Origin of the sequence: Streptomyces sp. NPDC058326 (genome assembly GCF_042879855.1) — a bacterium.
Lineage (GTDB): Bacteria > Actinomycetota > Actinomycetes > Streptomycetales > Streptomycetaceae > Streptomyces.
In genome coordinates this window covers 597,003-613,044 of sequence record NZ_JBHVZO010000004.1, presented here as the reverse complement: position 1 = coordinate 613,044, position 16,042 = coordinate 597,003, and the positions used below count along the sequence as shown (strand labels likewise).

Below are 16,042 nucleotides of genomic sequence, written 5' to 3'. Positions count from 1 at the left end.
CTGGGCGTGGCCGCCGTCGGCGGTGATGAGGGTGGAGAGGATCTTCACGGCGGTGGTCTTGCCCGCGCCGTTCGGACCGAGCAGGGCGAACACCGTTCCTGCGGGGACGGTCAGGTCGACGCCGTCGAGGACCGTCTTCTCCCCGTAGGACTTACGCAGCCCGTTCGCCGCGATGGCCGGGTCGGACATGATGGGTTGCTCCTCAGCTTGCGGATCGGATGCCGTGCGGGTGGGGGTGACGAGGGTGCGGACGGGGGTGCGGGTGGGGCCGCGAGGGTCGCGGCCCGCGTCGGTCAGAGGCTGCGCGCGGTGATGTCGCCGTAGGCGGTGGTGGCGTGGATGTTCAGGCCGGCGGTGGCGCCCTCCGCGTTCCGCAGCGTGTTGTGGACCCGGCCGAAGGAGGTGCCGGCGTCCAGGGAGGCGGAGACCCCGGGGGCGGCGGCGACCGAGATCTCGCCGGCCTGCGTGCGGAGCACGACCGTGCCGCTCATGGCCTCGCCGATCCGGATGTCGCCCCGCGCGGTGCTGATCTCCGCGGGGCCGCCCAGCCGGCCGACCTCGATGTCGCCGTCCGTGGCGGTGAGGCGGAGGCTCGCGGCCTCGTCGATCCTGATCTCGCGGTACGCGCCCTCGAAGGCGATGTCGCCGAGGCGTCCGACGCCGCGGAGTTCGGCGGCGGCGGTCTTCGCCTCGATGCGGGAGCCGGCGGGCAGCTGGACGGTGACCTCGACGGACCCGGAGTCGCCGAGGACCCGGTTCGCGGCCTCGGGGGCTTCGATCCGCAGGACGCCGTCGGCGTAGGTGACCGTCGTCTGCTCCGCGGCCTTCACGTCGCGGCCCTTGGAGGTGTCGACGGGCCGGATCTCGACGGTGGTCTCGGTCCGCTCGGCGGCGACGAACCGGATGCGTCCGGCGGGGACGGCGAGGATGGCGGCGATGGCGGCGGGGGTGGCGAACTTCTGCATGGTGCTCTCCTTCTTCGGCGGCGGGCGCCCTGCCGGCCCGTCGTTTCCGTTGATGGAAAAGCTACGTTGCGTTCGAGAGTCTGGCAACGAGTTCGTTGCATCCAATCCACGTATTTGCAGGTCAATGAGGCAATTTCGTTGCAATGGATTCCAGGGTAACGCAACGTCAAACGCTCATGCGTTGCAATGAGATGCAGGTGAACGCTATGCTGGGCGGGTCACGGAACAGTGGCGGCAGGGAACATGAAGGAGGCCGTGGTGCCCGGAGGCAGGCTCACCCAGCAGGAGCGTCAGCAGATCGCGCTGGGACTGGCCGACGGCCTGGCCTACGCGGAGATCGCGAGGCGTCTGGACCGTCCGACGTCGACCGTCACACGCGAGGTGATGCGGAACGGCGGGCCCACCGCCTATCGGGCCGAGCTCGCCCACCGCGCCACCGAGCGCCGTACCCACCGCCGCCGGCCGGCCGCGCCCCGGAGTGCCGAGGCGGTCCCGCAGGCCCATGGGCGGGACGCCGAGGCGGTGCGTGAGTACGAGGAGGCGTTCACCACCGTCCTCCTGGCCTCGGGGATGCCGGCGATGATGTCCCGGGTCATGGCCTGCCTCACCCTCACCGACACCGGCAGCCTCACCGCGGCCGAGCTGGTCCGGCGTCTTCAGGTCAGCCCGGCGTCCATCTCCAAGGCCGTGACGTTCCTGGAGGGGCAGGGCTTCGTCCGCCGGGAGCGGGACGAACGCCGCCGCGAGCGTTACATCGTCGACGACGACATCTGGTACCGGTCGATGCTCGCCAGCGCCCGGTCCATCGCGCAGATCGTCGAGACCGCGCAGCAGGGTGTCGGTGTCCTGGGCGCCGGCACCCCGGCCGGCGTCCGTCTGGAGAACGTCGCCCGCTTCCTCGACTTCGTCGCCGAGAGCACCGCGCGCGCCGCGGAGCAGGCCCGCGACATCCTCCACACGAAGGCCAAGCCGTCCGAGGGCGGCGCCGTCTGACGGATGCGCAGCCGCGCGGCTGCGTCGGCCGGCCTGGTGCGAGAGGGCCAACGGCGCTGCTTCACTGCCCCGTGGGCGAGGCCTCCGGCCGCCCCTGGGGGGAAGGTGCGTCCTGGTCCAGCTCGGCCAGCCGGTGCCTGTTGCCCTCGTCCGTGGACTGCTGGCTCTCCGACACGAGGAGGACCGCGTCGGGGAGGGCGCCGCTCAGGTGGGTGGCGACGGCGGCCGTGGCGGCGCCGAGGCGGTCCAGGACCAGGTCGAGGTCCGGGGCGACGGCCTGGGCGAAGGAGCCGCTGCCCCTGACGGCCGCGTGCTGTCCGGTGGCGGCGGTCAGCTCCGCGGTGGTCCTGGCGCGGACGTCGACGGCGACCTCGGCGAGCTTGGAGGCCGCGAGTTTGTGCTCCTCGTGGTCCACGCGCAGGACGCTGCCGATGGCCCGGCCGGTGTCCGTGCCGCCCGCCGCCCCGGCCGCGATCCCGCCGACCGCGCCGCCCGCCGCACCGCCCCCGATCCCGCCCGCGAGGTTGGCCGGGACGCGTTCGAGGGCGGCCACGTCCGGGTGCGCGAGAAGGGAGGTGAGGCTCTGCCGGACGGCCTTCGCGGTCTTCTCGACCTGGCGGGCGGCCCGGGCGGCCGTCTGCTGGGCGTCCGCTGTGACGGTGGCGGCCGCGGTGGCCGCTGCCGCCGGGCTGAAGGTCAGCGCGCCGCCGGTGAGCATGAGGGCGTTGCGCGCGGCGAGCGAGGCCGCCTCGACCGCGATGACCTGCCTGAGCGTGGCGACCATGCCGGGGATCTCGCTCACCGTGAGGGCCAGGGCGTGGGCCGACCTGGCGATGGGTCCCATGTCCTGCTCCATGACCCGGGTCCAGTGCTCCGCCAGCGCGTTCATCGCCTCGCCCTGGCCGGAGGAGAGCAGGCGCTGCACGTGCCGGTTCGCGGCCCAGGCGTCGTCCAGGGTGAACTGGGCGTAAGCGTTCAGGGCGGTCGCCACCGGCACGTAGCCGGCCTCGTCGACCTCCGGCCACGGGAGGCCGTAGTGCGCGATCACTGCCGCTTCAAGTTCCGAGACGTTCGCCGTCATGTCGTGAACTCCCCCTTGTCGAACGCGTGTTGGTGGCACGCGCCCCCACGTGTGGCGCTCACGGTCTCATGGGCCCCCGGCCCTCACAAGGCCGGACCGTGCCCTGGACCGGCGCGCAGCCGGCCGTCGGGCCGGTCGGCTGTCGGGGCAGCCGGCGCAGCGGCCGCCGGGTCAGTCGATGTGCACGATCTGGAACGCCTCCGCCATCCGGCCGGGAGGCAGTCCGCCGGCCGTCGCGTGCTCGCCGAGCCAGGTGCGGAGGAGACCGGAGAGGTCGTCGAAGTGGGCGGTCTGTGAGGTGTGGATGCGCAGGGCCTCGACCTTGCGGTCGAAGACGGAGGTGACGTCGACGTACTGGTTCGGGGTGGGGCCGGTCATCAGCCACAGTTCGTGGACGGTCCAGGGTTCCAGGCCCTCGTCCTTGAGCAGTGCGGCGTGCGCGAAGGGGTTGCGGGCCTCGGGGTAGACCGCGCGCAGGCAGGCGTCGCCGACGGCGCGGTGGTCGGGGTGGAGGTCGGCGACCCGTGCCCAGTTGATCTCGGGGGAGGGGATGATCGCGCGCTGGGGCCGTACCTCGCGGATGACCCGGCACAGGTCGCGGCGGAGCTCCACGGAGGGCTCCACGAAGCTGTCGGGATAGCCGAGGAAGCGGACGTCGGCGACGCCGCTGAGCTTGGCGGAGTGGACCTGTTCGGCGCGGCGCAGGTCCGCCATGGCCTGGCGGGGGAGCTGTGCGTCGTAACCGCCCGCGCCGCCGTCCGTGACGATGCAGTACGTGACGCGGGTGCCGCGCTCGATCCACTGCATGACCGTGCCGCTGACGCAGAACTCGATGTCGTCGGGGTGGGCGGCCACCACCAGCAGGGACTCGGGGGCGGTGCGGTTGAAGTCCTCCATGGGTCCAGCCTGTTGGGGTGGTGGGGGCGTCGCAAGGCCGGGTCGTGGCGTGAACTGGACATGGCACTTACGCGCCATTCAAAAAGTTGGTAGATTCAAATCATTGGGTGTGACGGGTGACGCGCTTGGAGGGTGACCGGCATGTGCAGGATTCTCGGCTCCTTCGCCGCCGGGGCGGAACGCCCCGAGCCGGCCCAGCTGGCGGCGGTGTCCGCCCGCCAACGCCACGGCGGGCCCGACGAACATCAGGTGCTCAGCGGCCCCGGGTGGTCCCTCGGCTGCGACCGGCTCGCCGTGACCGACCCCTGCGGCGGGCAGCAGCCCTACCGGCTGCCGCACCTCCCCGGCGTCCTCGCCGTCCTCAACGGCGAGATCTACAACCACGCCGAGCTGCGCCGGGGCCTCGCCGCCCGCGGCCACCGGTTCCCCGACCGCTGCGACGGCACCCTGCTCCCCGCGCTCTACGCCGAGTACGGCCCCGCCTTCGCCGAGCACCTCGACGGCATGTTCGCCGTCGCGCTCCTCGACCTCCGCCCCGGCCGCACCCAACTGGTCCTCGCCGTCGACGACATGGGCATGAAGCCGATCCATCTGCACCACGACCCGTACGACGGCTCCACCCGCTTCGCCTCCGAGATCCCCGCACTCCTCGCCTTCGAGGGCGTACGGATCTCCCCGCGCGAGGACGCCCTCGACACCCTTCTCGCCACCCGTACCTCCTTCGCCACGCAGACCGCGCTCGACGGCGTCAGCGTCCTGCCGCCCGGCGCCACCGCCCTCGTACGGCCCGGCGCCGCGCCCCTCGTCCGCCGCCGGGGGCCCTACCGCGCCACTCCCGCCGGTGACACCCAGGACGTCCTGCGGCACGAGGTGCGCCGGCTCGCCCAGGCCGACGCACCCGTCTGCGCCATCACCAGCGGCGGCCTCGACTCCGGGCTCGTCACCGCGCTCGCCGCCGAGCACGCCCGCGAGACCGACGCGCCGCCGCTCCACACCTTCCACCTCACCTACCGCGGCCGGTGGCCCGGTTCCGAGGCCACGTACGCCCGCTCCGTCGCCCGCCGCGCCCGCACCGTGCACCACGAGGTCGCCGTCGACCCCGACGAGCTGAGCTCGCTCCTCACCAGGACCGTCCGCCACCTCGGCCAGCCCAACGCCGACCCGATCACCCTCTCCACGTACGCCCTCTTCCGCGCCGTCCGCGAGAACGGCTTCACCGTCGCCCTCACCGGCGACGGCGCCGACGAGCTCTTCGGCGGATACGACCGGATGCGCGAGGCCCTCGCGGCGCCCGCCGGTGCCGACTGGGCCGGCGCCTACGCCGACGCGCTCTCCGCGGCCCCGCGGCTCCTCCGCGAACACCTCTACACGGCCAACTACCGCGCGTTCATCGCCGACCAGGGCTCGGCCGCCGACCGCATCGAACAGGAGCTGCGCTCGGCGGAGGCCGTCGGCGAGGACCGGCTCACCGCGATGACCGCCTTCGAGACGCGCTGGCGGCTCCCCGCGTACCACCTGCGGCGCGTCGACCACCTCTCCATGGCGTGGGCCGTCGAGGCGCGCATGCCGTTCTGCCAGCCGTCCGTCGTGACGCACGCGCGCGCGTTGCCGACAGCGGCGAGGACGGGGAAGCGGGCGCTGTACGAGGCGGGCGCGGAGCTGCTCCCGTCCTCGGTCCTGCGGCGGCCCAAGCAGCCGTTCACGCTGCCCGTGGCGGCGATGCTGGCCCCCGGCAGCCCGCTCCTCGACACCGTCCGCGACCTGCTCTCCCCGGCGCGGCTCGTCCTCGGCGGCAAGGTCCGCGCGGACCGGGTCCAGAAGCTCCTGGCCCGCCACCTCGAACGCCCCTCGCACCATGACGCCCTGGCCCTGTGGTCCCTCGCGGTCCACGAGCTGTGGACGGAGGTCGTCCAGGGCATGCGGATCCCGGCCGGCTGTGCGGCCTGAAGCCCCGGGACCTCCGCGTCCCGTACCCGCCGGGACCGGGCTCCCCGGCCCGGCGCCGGGCGCCGCCCGGCCCGGGAACCCCGCGGCCCGGACCCCGCGGGTCCGCACCGGTCCGGGCCCCGCCCCGTCCGCGACGAAGGCCACCGTCGTCCGGGCCGTTGACGCCCCCGGGCCCACCCTCGTCCTGCGGGTCGACCGGCTCCCCGTCGGCACCCTCGCCCTGGGCGGCGAGTTGGCGCGGTTGCGCCACGCCCTCGCCCGTACCCGCTACCCCCGGCTCGACAAGATCGCCCTCTACGGGCCCGCCGCCCGCCCCGGCCACTCCCTCGACTACCGGTTCATGCAGGTCCTCCCCGACGGGCGGTTCGACTTCCGTGCCGGTTGCGGGCACTCCCTGCTCGCCTGTGTCGTCGCCGAGGGGCAGCCGGGGCCCGTCACCGTCCGGGCGGTGACCACGGGGGACACGGTGCTGTGCGAGCGGGAGGGCGCGGCGTACACCCTCAGCTTCCTCAAGGCTCCCGCCGCCCCCGGCACTCTCCCCACCGGCCGGGCCCTCGACCACCTGCTCGGCGTCCCCGTCTCGATCGTGCGCTACGGCAACCCCTACGTCTTCGTCGACGCCCGGCACCTTCCCGAAGCCGACGCAGTCAACGCAGCCGCCGCAGCCGCCGCAGCCCACGCAGCCGCCGCAGCAGAGGAGTCCGCCGAATCAGGCGCAGCCCGCGCAGCCCACGCAGCCCACGCGGCCCACGCGGCCCACGCGGCCCACGCAGTCCACGCGGCCGACGCGGCCCTCCAAGCCCGGCTCCTCGCGCTCCGGGCGTGCGCCGCCCGCCTCCTCGGCCACCCGCCCCACTCCGCGCTCCCCAAGATCGCCGCGTTCACCACCGGCCCCGGAGGGCTCTCCGTCCGCGCCCTGACCGTCGGCGGCTGGCACCCCCGTCTCGCGCTCACCGGCGCCGCCGCCCTCGCCGCGGCCGGGGCACTCGACGGCACCGTCGTCCCCGCGACGAGCGGCCCCGTCCGCACCCCCGGCGGCACCGTGACCGTCTCCACCGCGCCGGACCGCGTTCGCGTCCACCACAAGCGGGCCGAGGTGCTCGAAGAGCTCGAACTGCCATGGCGTGTCCACGCAACGGCGTGAACGCGCACCCCGCTCACCAGGCCCGGCGCCCGCTTCCTCTGCCACGCTGAAATGGACCGGCCATCGGTATCCGTGGGGAGAGCAGACACCATGAAATTCGAGAACCTGCGTGTCGTCGTGACCGGAGCGTCCCGCTATTTCGGTCGCGCGCTCGCCGTGGGCTTCGCCCATCTCGGCGCCGAGGTCTATGTGTCGGCGCGGACCGTGGAAGCGGCCGAACGCACCCGTACCGAAGTCATGGGCTCGGCCCGCGACCGTATCCACGCCTTCGGCTGCGACCTCAGCCGGCCCGCCGAGATCCGCGAGTTCGCGGCCCGCGTGGGCGAACACACCGATCGCGTCGACCTGTTGGTCAACAACGGCGCCCGCTGGCTCGACGGCATGGACCTGGAGGCGGCGAGCGACGCCGAGATCGTCGAGACGATCGAGTCGACGGCCGGCGGCACCGTCCTGATGGTGAAGCACTTCCTGCCGCTGCTCCGCGGCTCGCTGCGACCCGACATCGTCAACATGGTCGCCGTCCGCGACGCCGAGGGCGCCTCCGCGGCGACCGCCGGTGTCGCCCACGAGGCCTTCTGGGCGGCGAAGAGCGCCCAGGCCGGATTCGCCGACATCCTCTCGCGCCGGCTGAGGCCCTCCGGGGTCCGTGTCTTCTCCCTCTTCCCGCCGGACTTCTCCACCTCCGACCCACGGTTCGCGGAATGGGACGGATCGAATCCGGACGGGATAGCGCCCGACGAGAAGCTGACCACCCAGGCCCTCTTCGAATGCATCGTGTACGCCGTCGAGCAGCCCCGTGACTGCTTCATCCGCTCGTTCCACTTCGAGCCCCGCTGACCGTTCTTCCCACCGACCCCGCTGGCCCGCCCTGCGCCGACAGCGCCCCGCCGCACGCGACCGCTGAAGCCCACCGCACCACAGCGTCAAGGAGGTCCCATGAGCACCCCTGTCTGGATCACCGCGACCCCTCCCGCCACCCACGGTGAACTCCACATCGGCCACCTCGCCGGGCCGTACGTCGCCGCCGACGTCCTCACCCGCTATCTGCGCGCCGAGGGCGAGGCGGTGCGGTTCACCACCGGCACCGCCGACCACGCCAGCTCCGTCGAGGTCCGGGCGCTGCGCCACAACCGCAAGCCCGAGGAGGTCGCGGAGGGCTACCGCGCCGCGATCACCGCCGACTGGCTGCGTTCGGGCGTGGAGTTCGACCACATCGTGCGCCCGCGCCGCGACAAGGGCTACGGACGCTGGGTGCAGGACCTCTTCGGCCGTCTCTTCGCGCAGGGCGTGATCGCCCCGCGCACCCGGCTGCTGCCGTACTGCGAGCCCTGCGACCGCTGGCTGTACGGGGCGCACGCGACGGGCACCTGCCCGCACTGCGGCGCGGTCAGCGACGGCGGCATGTGCCACGAGTGCGCCCGTCCGAACGACGGCGGCGACCTCATCGCCGCCCGCTGCGCCCTCTGTGACACCCCGGCGGTCGCCCGCCGCTGCCGCCGGCTGTACGTCCCCCTGGAGCCGTTCCGGGAGACCCTCGCCGACTACTGGGCGACGGCGGGCCTGCCGCCGCGGCTCGCCGCGCTGTGCGAGTCGCTCGTCGAGGACGGCCTGCCGGACATCGCGGTCGGGCATCCCGCCGAGTGGGGTCTGCAGGTGCCCGTGGAGGGTTTCCCCGACCACCGGATCGACGGCTGCTTCGAGGCCGCCGCGATGCACCTCTTCGGGTACGACACGAAGGGCCCGCTGCCCCGCCGTGCCATCCACTTCTGCGGCTTCGGGCACTCCTTCTGCCACGCGGTGCTGCTGCCGGTGCTGCTCCTCGCGCAGGACATCAAGCTGCCGCAGGACTTCAACGTCAACGAGTCGTACGTCATCGAGGAGGGCGTGCAGGAGGGCAACGTCTGGGCGCTCGACCTGCTCACCGAGTACGGCTCCGACACCCTGCGCCGCCATGTCCTCCAGGCCCGCCCGCTGGGCCGCCGCACGGTCTTCCAGCGGGACCGGCTCGCCGCCGCCCGCCACGAGCTGGACGACAACTGGAACAGCTGGCTCTCCCGGCTCTTCGCCGCCGTACGGGAGGAGTGCGGCGGCCTCGCGCCGCAGGCGCTGCCAGGCGGCACCGGCTGGGAGATCCTGGAGCGGCGGCTGCACCGGGGCGTGGACGACCTGCGTGAGGCGTACGGTCCCGATGCCTTCGACCCGCGCCGCGCGGTGGCCGTCCTGGACGAGATGGTCCGTTCGACGGCCGACTTCGGTCACGTCAACGCCCACGAGCGGTGCCGGCCCAGCACGTCCTGCCGTCATCTTCCGGCGCTCGCCGCCCAGTTGGCGGTGGCCTCCGCCCTGTCGGCGTGGGCGCGGCCGGTGATGCCGGAGGGCGCCGACCGGCTGGCGGCGGCGCTCCAGGTGGCGCCGGGGCGGCCGGTCGACTGGCACGCCCTGACGCCTCCCCTTCCGGGCACCCGCCTGGCGCCGCCGTCGGGCCCGGTCTTCGGGTTCTGACCACCACGACCCCCGCAACTACTAAGCAACTAAGCAACTAAGCACATACGTACCTGCCGCGTGACCGTGCGCGCGAGCGACGCGCAGGGACACGTGGCCCCCCACTCCTCAGGAGCCCCACGTGTCCCTGCGCGTCGCCATGCTCAGCGTCCACACCTCCCCGCTCCACCAGCCCGGGACGGGGGACGCCGGCGGGATGAACGTCTACATGGTCGAGCTGTCCCGAGCCCTGGCGGAACAGGGCGCGGAGGTCGATCTGTTCACCCGCTGCCGGGGCGAGGCCCTGCCCCCGCTCGTCGAGCTCGCCCCCGGGGTACGGGTCCGCCATCTGCAGGCGGGGCCGCGCGAGGCGCTCCCCAAGGAGGCCATGCCCGATCTCGTGGTGCCGTTCTCCCTCGCCCTGCTCAAGGAGGAGCGGCGCTACGACCTGGTCCACTCGCACTACTGGCTCTCCGGGCAGGCGGGCCGGATCGCCTCCGTGGGCTGGCGGATCCCGCTCGTGCACACCGCCCACACCCTGGCCCGGGTGAAGAACGCCTCGCTCGCCGCCGGTGACACCCCCGAGCCGGAGCTCAGGATCCGGGGTGAGCACCAGGTGGTGGGCGCGGCCGACCGGCTGATCGCCAACACGGCCGACGAGGCGGAGGCGCTGCGCTCGCTGTACGGGGCGGAGGGGCCGCGCACCGAGGTCGTACGCCCCGGGGTCGACCTGCGGACCTTCCATCCGGGGGACGGCCGGGCGGCCGCGAGGGCCCGGCTCGGGCTTCCCACCGACGCGTTCGTACCGCTCTACGCGGGCCGGATACAGCCGCTGAAGGGCCCTGACGTGCTGGTACGGGCGGTGGCCGAGCTGCTGCGCGAGGCCCCGGACCTGCGCCGCCGGCTGCTCGTGCCGGTGGTCGGCGGGCATTCGGGCGCGACGCGCGAGGGGACGGCCTGGCAGCTCGCGGCGGAGCGGGGGGTGACGGATGTGCTGCGGTCCTGCCCGCCCGTACCGCAGGAGCGTCTCGCGGACTGGTACCGGGCGGCGGACGTGCTGGTGGTGCCCTCGCGCAGCGAGTCCTTCGGGCTTGTGGCCCTGGAGGCGCAGGCGTGCGGGACGCCGGTGCTCGCGGCGGCGGTGGGCGGGCTGCCGACGGCGGTGTGGGACGGGGTGACGGGGCTGCTCGTGCGCGGTCACGATCCGGTGGAGTACGCGCGCCGGCTGCGCTGGCTCGCGGCGCATCCGGAGGTGGTGGCGACGATGGGGGAGGCGGCGGTGGACCATGCGCGCGGGATGAGCTGGCGGGCCTCTGCCATCCGGACCGTCGAGGTGTACCGGGGGGCGCTCGCGGAGGCGCCCCGGCCGGTCTTCTTCGGGGTGGAGCGGGAGGTGGGGCAGGGGCGGCGGCACGCCCCTGCCCCGGCGGCCCCTCTCTCCTGGAGGAACGAGAAGGCCGTTGCACAAGTCTAGCACCTCTTTTGGTTCGACCAAAGATATGGAGAGCTCCGGATTCATCAATTCCGTTGTGCGAACGGCGGATTGACGCATCCGCGCCATGGCGAGTCCACGCAAAGACAATCCCTGGATTCGATTCGGGGGCCGGGACAGAATGGAGATGTCTTCAGGGAGCGCCCGGCGGCACGGGCCCCCGGAAGGCGGAATTGACATTCCAAATCCTGGAGGAAACATGTCTGCTGAGCGCGCCACGGGGATGCCCAAGATCGTCCGTCAGTTCGCGGTCGCCGCGGCTGCCTGTCTCTCCGTCGCGGGCGGTGCGGCGCTCGTGACGGCCCCCGAATCGGCCTCCGCTTCCCAGCACGTGATGGCCGAAGGAACGGAAGACGCCACGACCGCGACGCCCACCCCCACCCCCACGCCGTCCCCGTCCAACGGAAACGAGTGGGACCGTGTCTCCCCGGCCTCGATACCTGCCAATTGAGCCGTCGGGTAAAAGGCTCCGTGGCTGCCCGGAAACGGGAGCCACGGAGCCTTTGATTTTTCATTGCCGGAACTGATCCGAAGTAATTCCCCGCCGTACGGGGGAGATTCGGGGCCGTCAGTCGACCCAGCCCAGCCGATAGGCGCGCACCCCGGCCTCGAAGCGGCTCGTCGCGCCCATGTCCTGCATCAGCTCCGAGAGCATGCGGCTCACCGTCCGCAGCGACACCCCGAGCCCGCGTGCGATCTTCTCGTCCTTCATGCCGGAGGCGAGCATGCTCAGCGCCGCCCGCTGCTGCTCCGAAAGACCGTCACCACCCTGCTCCGGGGCGGAACGGTCCCCGTACGGCGAGGCGGTGTGCCAGCAATGCTCGTACAGCGCCAGGTACGAGCGGACGAGAGCAGGGCCCCGGGCCAGTACCGCGCCCGCCGCCGGCTCGGCCGGATCGACCGGCACCACCGCGAACTGGGCGTCGGCGATGATCAGCGGCATGGGCACCGCGGAGGCGATCCGCACCTCCACGCCCGCCTCGACCCGCCGCCGCAGATGCTCCGCCACCTCGGGCGAGGTGCAGACCTGCTCGCTGTACATGGCGCGGACGCGCACCCCGTTGTCGATCTGCCGCCGGTCGCGGCTCAGCACCCGTTCCCCCACCTCGCGCTTCAGCGACGTCAGGTGCATCGACGCCAGACCGTGCTGGATGACATCGGTGATGTCCTCAAGGACCTGCTGGATCCGCCGGTAGTCGCTGAGCAGTTCCACATCGGCGTCCGAGCGCGTGAGCGATCCGGCCCGCAGATACGCCCCGGCCAGGGTCTCCAGCGTGCTGTACGCCCGGTCCGCCTCGTCCAGATGGTCGCGCAGCTGCTCGCGCTCGCGCTGCAGCAGCCGGAGCATCGCGATCTCCGGGTCGATCACGGCGAACGTGTCGCCGTCCTGGTGCCCCGTGCCGCGCTCGTACTCCGCCCGGGCCGCGTGCTGGGCGGGGTTGGTCGGCACGATCAGACCGAGCGCCGTCAGCTCCGTCCTACATCGCTCGTACTCCTCAGGTGCGAGCCGGAGTTCGGCCCCCACCTCGTCGAGCCGTGACACACCTCGCCTGCGTAACTCCTGGTAGAGGTTCACCACAGGATCGGGTGACCGCTCTCCCGTACCGCCGCCTCTGGTGATCATGGCGAAGTGACCCCCTGTTCGCTCGAGTCGCCCCCCGCCCTCACCCTGTCATACGGCTCGGAGGGGTCCGTCATGCCGGTCTCGCACCCATCGTGCGTCATACGGACTCCTCCGGGGGAGGCCCTACAGCGCGCGGTCGTTCCACTCGCTGTCGAGCAGGCCGAGCCGGGCCGCCTTCACCCCCGCCTCGAAACGGCTCGCCGCGCCCAACTCCTGCATCACCTCGGACAGGAGACGGCTGACCGTCCTCAGCGAGACCCCGAGATTGCGGGCGATCTGTTCGTCCTTGATACCGGACGCGAGCATGAGGAGCGCCGCCCGCTGCTGCTCGGAGAGCCCGTCGCCGTCCTTCTCCGCCGGAGCCTCCTGACCGTACGGAGCCGCCGCCGTCCAGCAGTACTCGTACAGCGCCAGATAGGACCGGACCAGACCGGAGCCGCGCGCGAGAATCGACGGGGACGACGGGTCGAACGGATCGGTCGGGAGCATCGCGAAGTTGTCGTCGGCCAGCACCATGTTCATCGGGATGACGGAGGACAGCCGGATCTCCACGCCCACCGCGGCGCGCTCCTCCAGGTGCTGCGCCATCTCCGGCACCGAGCCGGCCCGCCGGCTGTACATGGCACGGATCCGGATCCCCCGGTCGGCCCACAGCCGGTCCCGCGCCAGCTCGCCGTTCGTCTCCTCGCGGCGGACGGAGCCGGTGTGCATGAAGTGCGCGGCCGTGCGTACCGAGTCCGTCAGGTCCGCGACGCTGCGCCGGGCCCGCTCGGGGGAGTCGACGATCTCGACCTCGATCTCGGCCCGGGGGGTGGCGCCCGCCTGGAGGAAGGGCCCGGCCAGGGCTTCGAGGGCGGTGTGCGCGCGGCTGGTCGCGGCCAGGCGTTCCTGGAGCCGGTCACGCTCCCGGCGCAGCAGCCGCAGCAGGGCGACATCGGGGTCGACGACGGCTCGGGCCGGGGGTGCTCCGTGTGCTGCTTCCGTGCTCTCGGTCAGTCCCAGGGCGGCGAGTTCCTCCCGGCACCGCTCCCGGTCCTCGGCGGAGAGCTCGAAACGGTCCGCGACCTCGTCGAACGTGGCATCCGGGCGGATGCGGAGTTCCTGGTAGACGGCGAGAGCCTGATCGCCCCCCACACGCGGCACGGCGGTATTTCTGGACACTGCGCAGCAGACTCCCCTCGGTCCACCCGGACCCGTTGAATCGCCCCGCTAGACACTGCCACACATTCGAACGCGCCGCACAGAGTTGAACAAGGCTCAGGTGACGGGAACGCTCGTCCGGCAGTCGGGGCACAGGCCCTTGAACACGACCTCCGAGTCGTCCACCCGCCACTCGGACAGGGCGCCCCCGGGCGGCGCGGGCGCGGCCGACGCCACGTTCTCCACGCGGCCGCAGACCGTGCACAGGGCGTGCTGGTGCGCGGGGCCCGAGATCTCGAAGACCGCGGGCAGGCCGGGCCGGTCGAACTTGCTGACCAGGCCCGTCTCCTGGAAGTGCCGCAGCATCTCGTACACGGCCTGGCTGGTCAGCGTGCCGAGGCGCTCGCGGGCGGTCGTGGTGATCGCCTCGACGTCGAGATGGCCGCCGGCGGCGAGCACCGTGAGCACTTCGAGGCGGGGGCCCGTGACCCGCAGCCCGACGTCGCGCAGGCGCTGGATCACCGCCTCGCGGCCCGTCAGCTCTTCCACGACTGCCATCTTCTCCGCCCGCCACCTGGTCGGCTCAAACTTTTGTAGGCATCGTACCTCTTGCCCGTCAACCTCGTCAGGGTGCCTGTCGACGTCGTCAGGTGTTCTCCGGCCCTCCGGTGACGTCCGTCAGTCGTCCGGGGCGGCCCGTGCCGTCCGGTGGCGCCCATGCCGTCCGGAGCCGTCCGTCACTCGTCCGTCCTGCACACGAGCAGCACGGACTCGGTCCGCTCGTCGATCCGGTGCCGCCGCCGGCCCTCGATGTGCAGGCCCGCCGCGTGCAGCTCGGCGGCGAGCCGTTCGGGGTCCACGATCCACTTGTCGGTGGTCAGCACGACCCGCTCCGTGGAGAGCTTGCCGGTCCTCGCCGCGTAGTACGTGATCCGCTCGCTCATCGACGGCAGGTCGAAGACCTGCCGGGCCACCACCCACTCGTCGATGCCGTCGAAGCGGGGCACCTGGAACGCCCAGGTCCGCCGCGGCTCCGCGATCAGCGCCGGCAGCTGGTGCGCCGTGTAGTCGAGGGCGAGCGCCCCGCCCGCCTCCAGATGGGAGGCGACCTCCCGGAGCAGTCCTGCCCGGTGCGCCGGGGGTACGGCGGTGACCATCGCTCCCGCGAGCAGCGCGAGCCGGTAGCTGCCGTCGAGGCGCAGTTCGGTGAGGTCGGTCCGGTGGGTGACGACGAGCCCGGCCACCTGCGGACCGATCCGGCGGGCCCAGCCTTCGAGGCGCTCCAGTGCCGAGGCGTCCCGGTCCACGGCTTCCACGGCGAAGCCGTGCCGGGCGAACGGGACGGCGAGCCGCCCGGCGCCGGAGCCGAGGTCGAGGACGGGTCCGCCGGTGGAGCGGGCGAGGCTGAGGTACCGGACGATGTCCGCGCTGTGCGGGCCGAGCAGGGCGTCGTGCAGCCAGACGGATCCCTCGTCGGCGGGGGAGACGGATTCGAGCCCGGGGAGGGTGTCCGAGGTGACCCGGATGCCGGCCCCGGGGGCGGGCTCCTGCTCCCGGCCGTATCGGGACGGCAGGACCGGCGCGAGCGCTGCGGGCACGACGGGCAGGGAAAGGCCGCTCGGTGTGTGCATCGCTCCTCCAGGGGCTCGCTCGGTCCATGCCGTCCGGACGGGGTGCCCGTGCCGCCGGGACCGCGCCGCTGGGCCCATCCTGACCTGGTGAGGGAGCCCCGATCCACCGGATCGGGCTGCGTGAACACGCGATGGCGTGGATCTGCCACGCCCCTGGTTCAGAGTGCGCGGCTGAAGCGTCTGGGGGAGAGGGCCGCGAAGCCCAGGTGGGTGTAGAAGGGCAGGGCCGGGTCGGCCTCCGCGGGGAGCTCCACGTGCTGGGCCCGGGCGCCGTGGCTCCGCATCCGGTCCGTGGCGGCGGCGATCAGGGCCGTACCGACGCCACGGCGGCGGGAGCCGGATGCCACGGCCAGGGCGTACACCTCGCCCTCGCCCGGGACCGGGACGCCGCCCGCGGCGACGCCGACGACCGTGCCCTCACCGTCGCTCGCGACGAGCCAGCCGAGCCAGCCGGGCGCACCCCCCGGAATTTCAATTTCCGCACGTATGCGGGGGAGCGCGCATTGGGCGGAGATGAGCCGCCGCATCGGGATTTCGGCCAGGATTCCGGTGTAGCTGCTCCGAATGACATCGGCAAGCAGCCTGGATATCGTCGTCGCGTCACCGGCCGCGGCCGTCCGAACGCCAGCCAGCTGCATTGGTTTCGT

The 16,042-nt window shown here is 72.9% G+C and carries 16 protein-coding genes; 7 read left to right on the top strand and 9 right to left on the bottom strand.

Features of this window, described 5'->3' with window-relative positions; all coding sequences use genetic code 11:
• Positions 1 to 189 (bottom strand): ATP-binding cassette domain-containing protein (locus ACFVYX_RS11570; RefSeq protein WP_389681110.1); only part of this gene is annotated, 189 nt, incomplete at its 3' end.
• 104 nt (positions 190 to 293) lie between these two features.
• Positions 294 to 965, bottom strand: coding sequence for a DUF4097 family beta strand repeat-containing protein (locus ACFVYX_RS11565; RefSeq protein WP_389681109.1), 672 nt, complete (start codon positions 963 to 965; stop codon positions 294 to 296).
• Positions 966 to 1,223: 258 nt separating this feature from the next.
• Between ACFVYX_RS11565 and ACFVYX_RS11560 the strand changes: the two genes are divergently transcribed.
• Positions 1,224 to 1,958 (top strand): helix-turn-helix domain-containing protein, encoded by a 735-nt coding sequence (locus tag ACFVYX_RS11560; protein ID WP_389681108.1) that lies wholly within the window; start codon positions 1,224 to 1,226, stop codon positions 1,956 to 1,958.
• Positions 1,959 to 2,019: 61 nt separating this feature from the next.
• Here the strand turns inward: ACFVYX_RS11560 and ACFVYX_RS11555 are convergent, their stop codons facing one another.
• Together ACFVYX_RS11555 and ACFVYX_RS11550 are read right to left on the bottom strand one after the other, a co-directional pair.
• Positions 2,020 to 3,039 carry a hypothetical protein gene (locus ACFVYX_RS11555; RefSeq protein WP_389681107.1) on the bottom strand — a complete coding sequence of 340 codons (1,020 nt, stop codon included), beginning with the start codon at positions 3,037 to 3,039 and terminating at the stop codon, positions 2,020 to 2,022.
• 171 nt (positions 3,040 to 3,210) lie between these two features.
• On the bottom strand, positions 3,211 to 3,936 hold the full coding sequence (locus tag ACFVYX_RS11550) for a PIG-L deacetylase family protein (protein ID WP_389681106.1): 726 nt from the start codon (positions 3,934 to 3,936) through the stop codon (positions 3,211 to 3,213).
• A 141-nt stretch (positions 3,937 to 4,077) separates the two neighbouring features.
• Between ACFVYX_RS11550 and asnB the strand changes: the two genes are divergently transcribed.
• The 6 genes from asnB (at position 4,078) to ACFVYX_RS11520 (ending at position 11,451) form a co-directional block, all read left to right on the top strand.
• On the top strand, positions 4,078 to 5,883 hold the full coding sequence (gene asnB, locus ACFVYX_RS11545) for an asparagine synthase (glutamine-hydrolyzing) (RefSeq protein WP_389681105.1): 1,806 nt from the start codon (positions 4,078 to 4,080) through the stop codon (positions 5,881 to 5,883).
• Positions 5,873 to 7,027, top strand: a complete 1,155-nt coding sequence (locus tag ACFVYX_RS11540) for a hypothetical protein (RefSeq protein WP_389681104.1) — start codon at positions 5,873 to 5,875, stop codon at positions 7,025 to 7,027. Before asnB ends, ACFVYX_RS11540 begins: the two co-directional genes overlap by 11 nt.
• Before the next feature lie 90 nt (positions 7,028 to 7,117).
• Positions 7,118 to 7,864, top strand: coding sequence for an SDR family oxidoreductase (locus ACFVYX_RS11535; protein ID WP_266894913.1), 747 nt, complete (start codon positions 7,118 to 7,120; stop codon positions 7,862 to 7,864).
• 99 nt (positions 7,865 to 7,963) lie between these two features.
• Positions 7,964 to 9,529, top strand: coding sequence for a class I tRNA ligase family protein (locus ACFVYX_RS11530; RefSeq protein ID WP_389681103.1), 1,566 nt, complete (start codon positions 7,964 to 7,966; stop codon positions 9,527 to 9,529).
• 139 nt (positions 9,530 to 9,668) lie between these two features.
• Positions 9,669 to 10,982 (top strand): D-inositol-3-phosphate glycosyltransferase, encoded by a 1,314-nt coding sequence (gene mshA / locus ACFVYX_RS11525; protein ID WP_389681132.1) that lies wholly within the window; start codon positions 9,669 to 9,671, stop codon positions 10,980 to 10,982.
• Between the two features lie 217 nt (positions 10,983 to 11,199).
• Positions 11,200 to 11,451, top strand: coding sequence for a hypothetical protein (locus tag ACFVYX_RS11520; RefSeq protein WP_389681102.1), 252 nt, complete (start codon positions 11,200 to 11,202; stop codon positions 11,449 to 11,451).
• A gap of 117 nt (positions 11,452 to 11,568) precedes the next feature.
• Here ACFVYX_RS11520 and ACFVYX_RS11515 read toward each other — a convergent pair whose 3' ends face one another.
• From ACFVYX_RS11515 to ACFVYX_RS11495, 5 genes are all read right to left on the bottom strand, one after another.
• A complete protein-coding gene (locus ACFVYX_RS11515; protein ID WP_389681101.1) occupies positions 11,569 to 12,624 on the bottom strand; it encodes a LuxR C-terminal-related transcriptional regulator in 1,056 nt (351 codons plus the stop codon).
• Between the two features lie 123 nt (positions 12,625 to 12,747).
• Positions 12,748 to 13,767 carry a LuxR C-terminal-related transcriptional regulator gene (locus ACFVYX_RS11510; RefSeq protein ID WP_389681100.1) on the bottom strand — a complete coding sequence of 340 codons (1,020 nt, stop codon included), beginning with the start codon at positions 13,765 to 13,767 and terminating at the stop codon, positions 12,748 to 12,750.
• 114 nt (positions 13,768 to 13,881) lie between these two features.
• The gene (locus tag ACFVYX_RS11505; RefSeq protein ID WP_389681099.1) at positions 13,882 to 14,322 is read right to left on the bottom strand and encodes a Fur family transcriptional regulator; all 441 of its coding nucleotides are present in this window, start codon (positions 14,320 to 14,322) and stop codon (positions 13,882 to 13,884) included.
• Positions 14,323 to 14,501: 179 nt separating this feature from the next.
• A complete protein-coding gene (locus ACFVYX_RS11500; RefSeq protein ID WP_389681098.1) occupies positions 14,502 to 15,395 on the bottom strand; it encodes an SAM-dependent methyltransferase in 894 nt (297 codons plus the stop codon).
• Between the two features lie 158 nt (positions 15,396 to 15,553).
• Positions 15,554 to 16,033: a GNAT family N-acetyltransferase gene (locus ACFVYX_RS11495; protein WP_389681097.1), complete on the bottom strand. Its 480-nt coding sequence runs from the start codon at positions 16,031 to 16,033 to the stop codon at positions 15,554 to 15,556.
• Positions 16,034 to 16,042 lie beyond the last annotated feature (9 nt).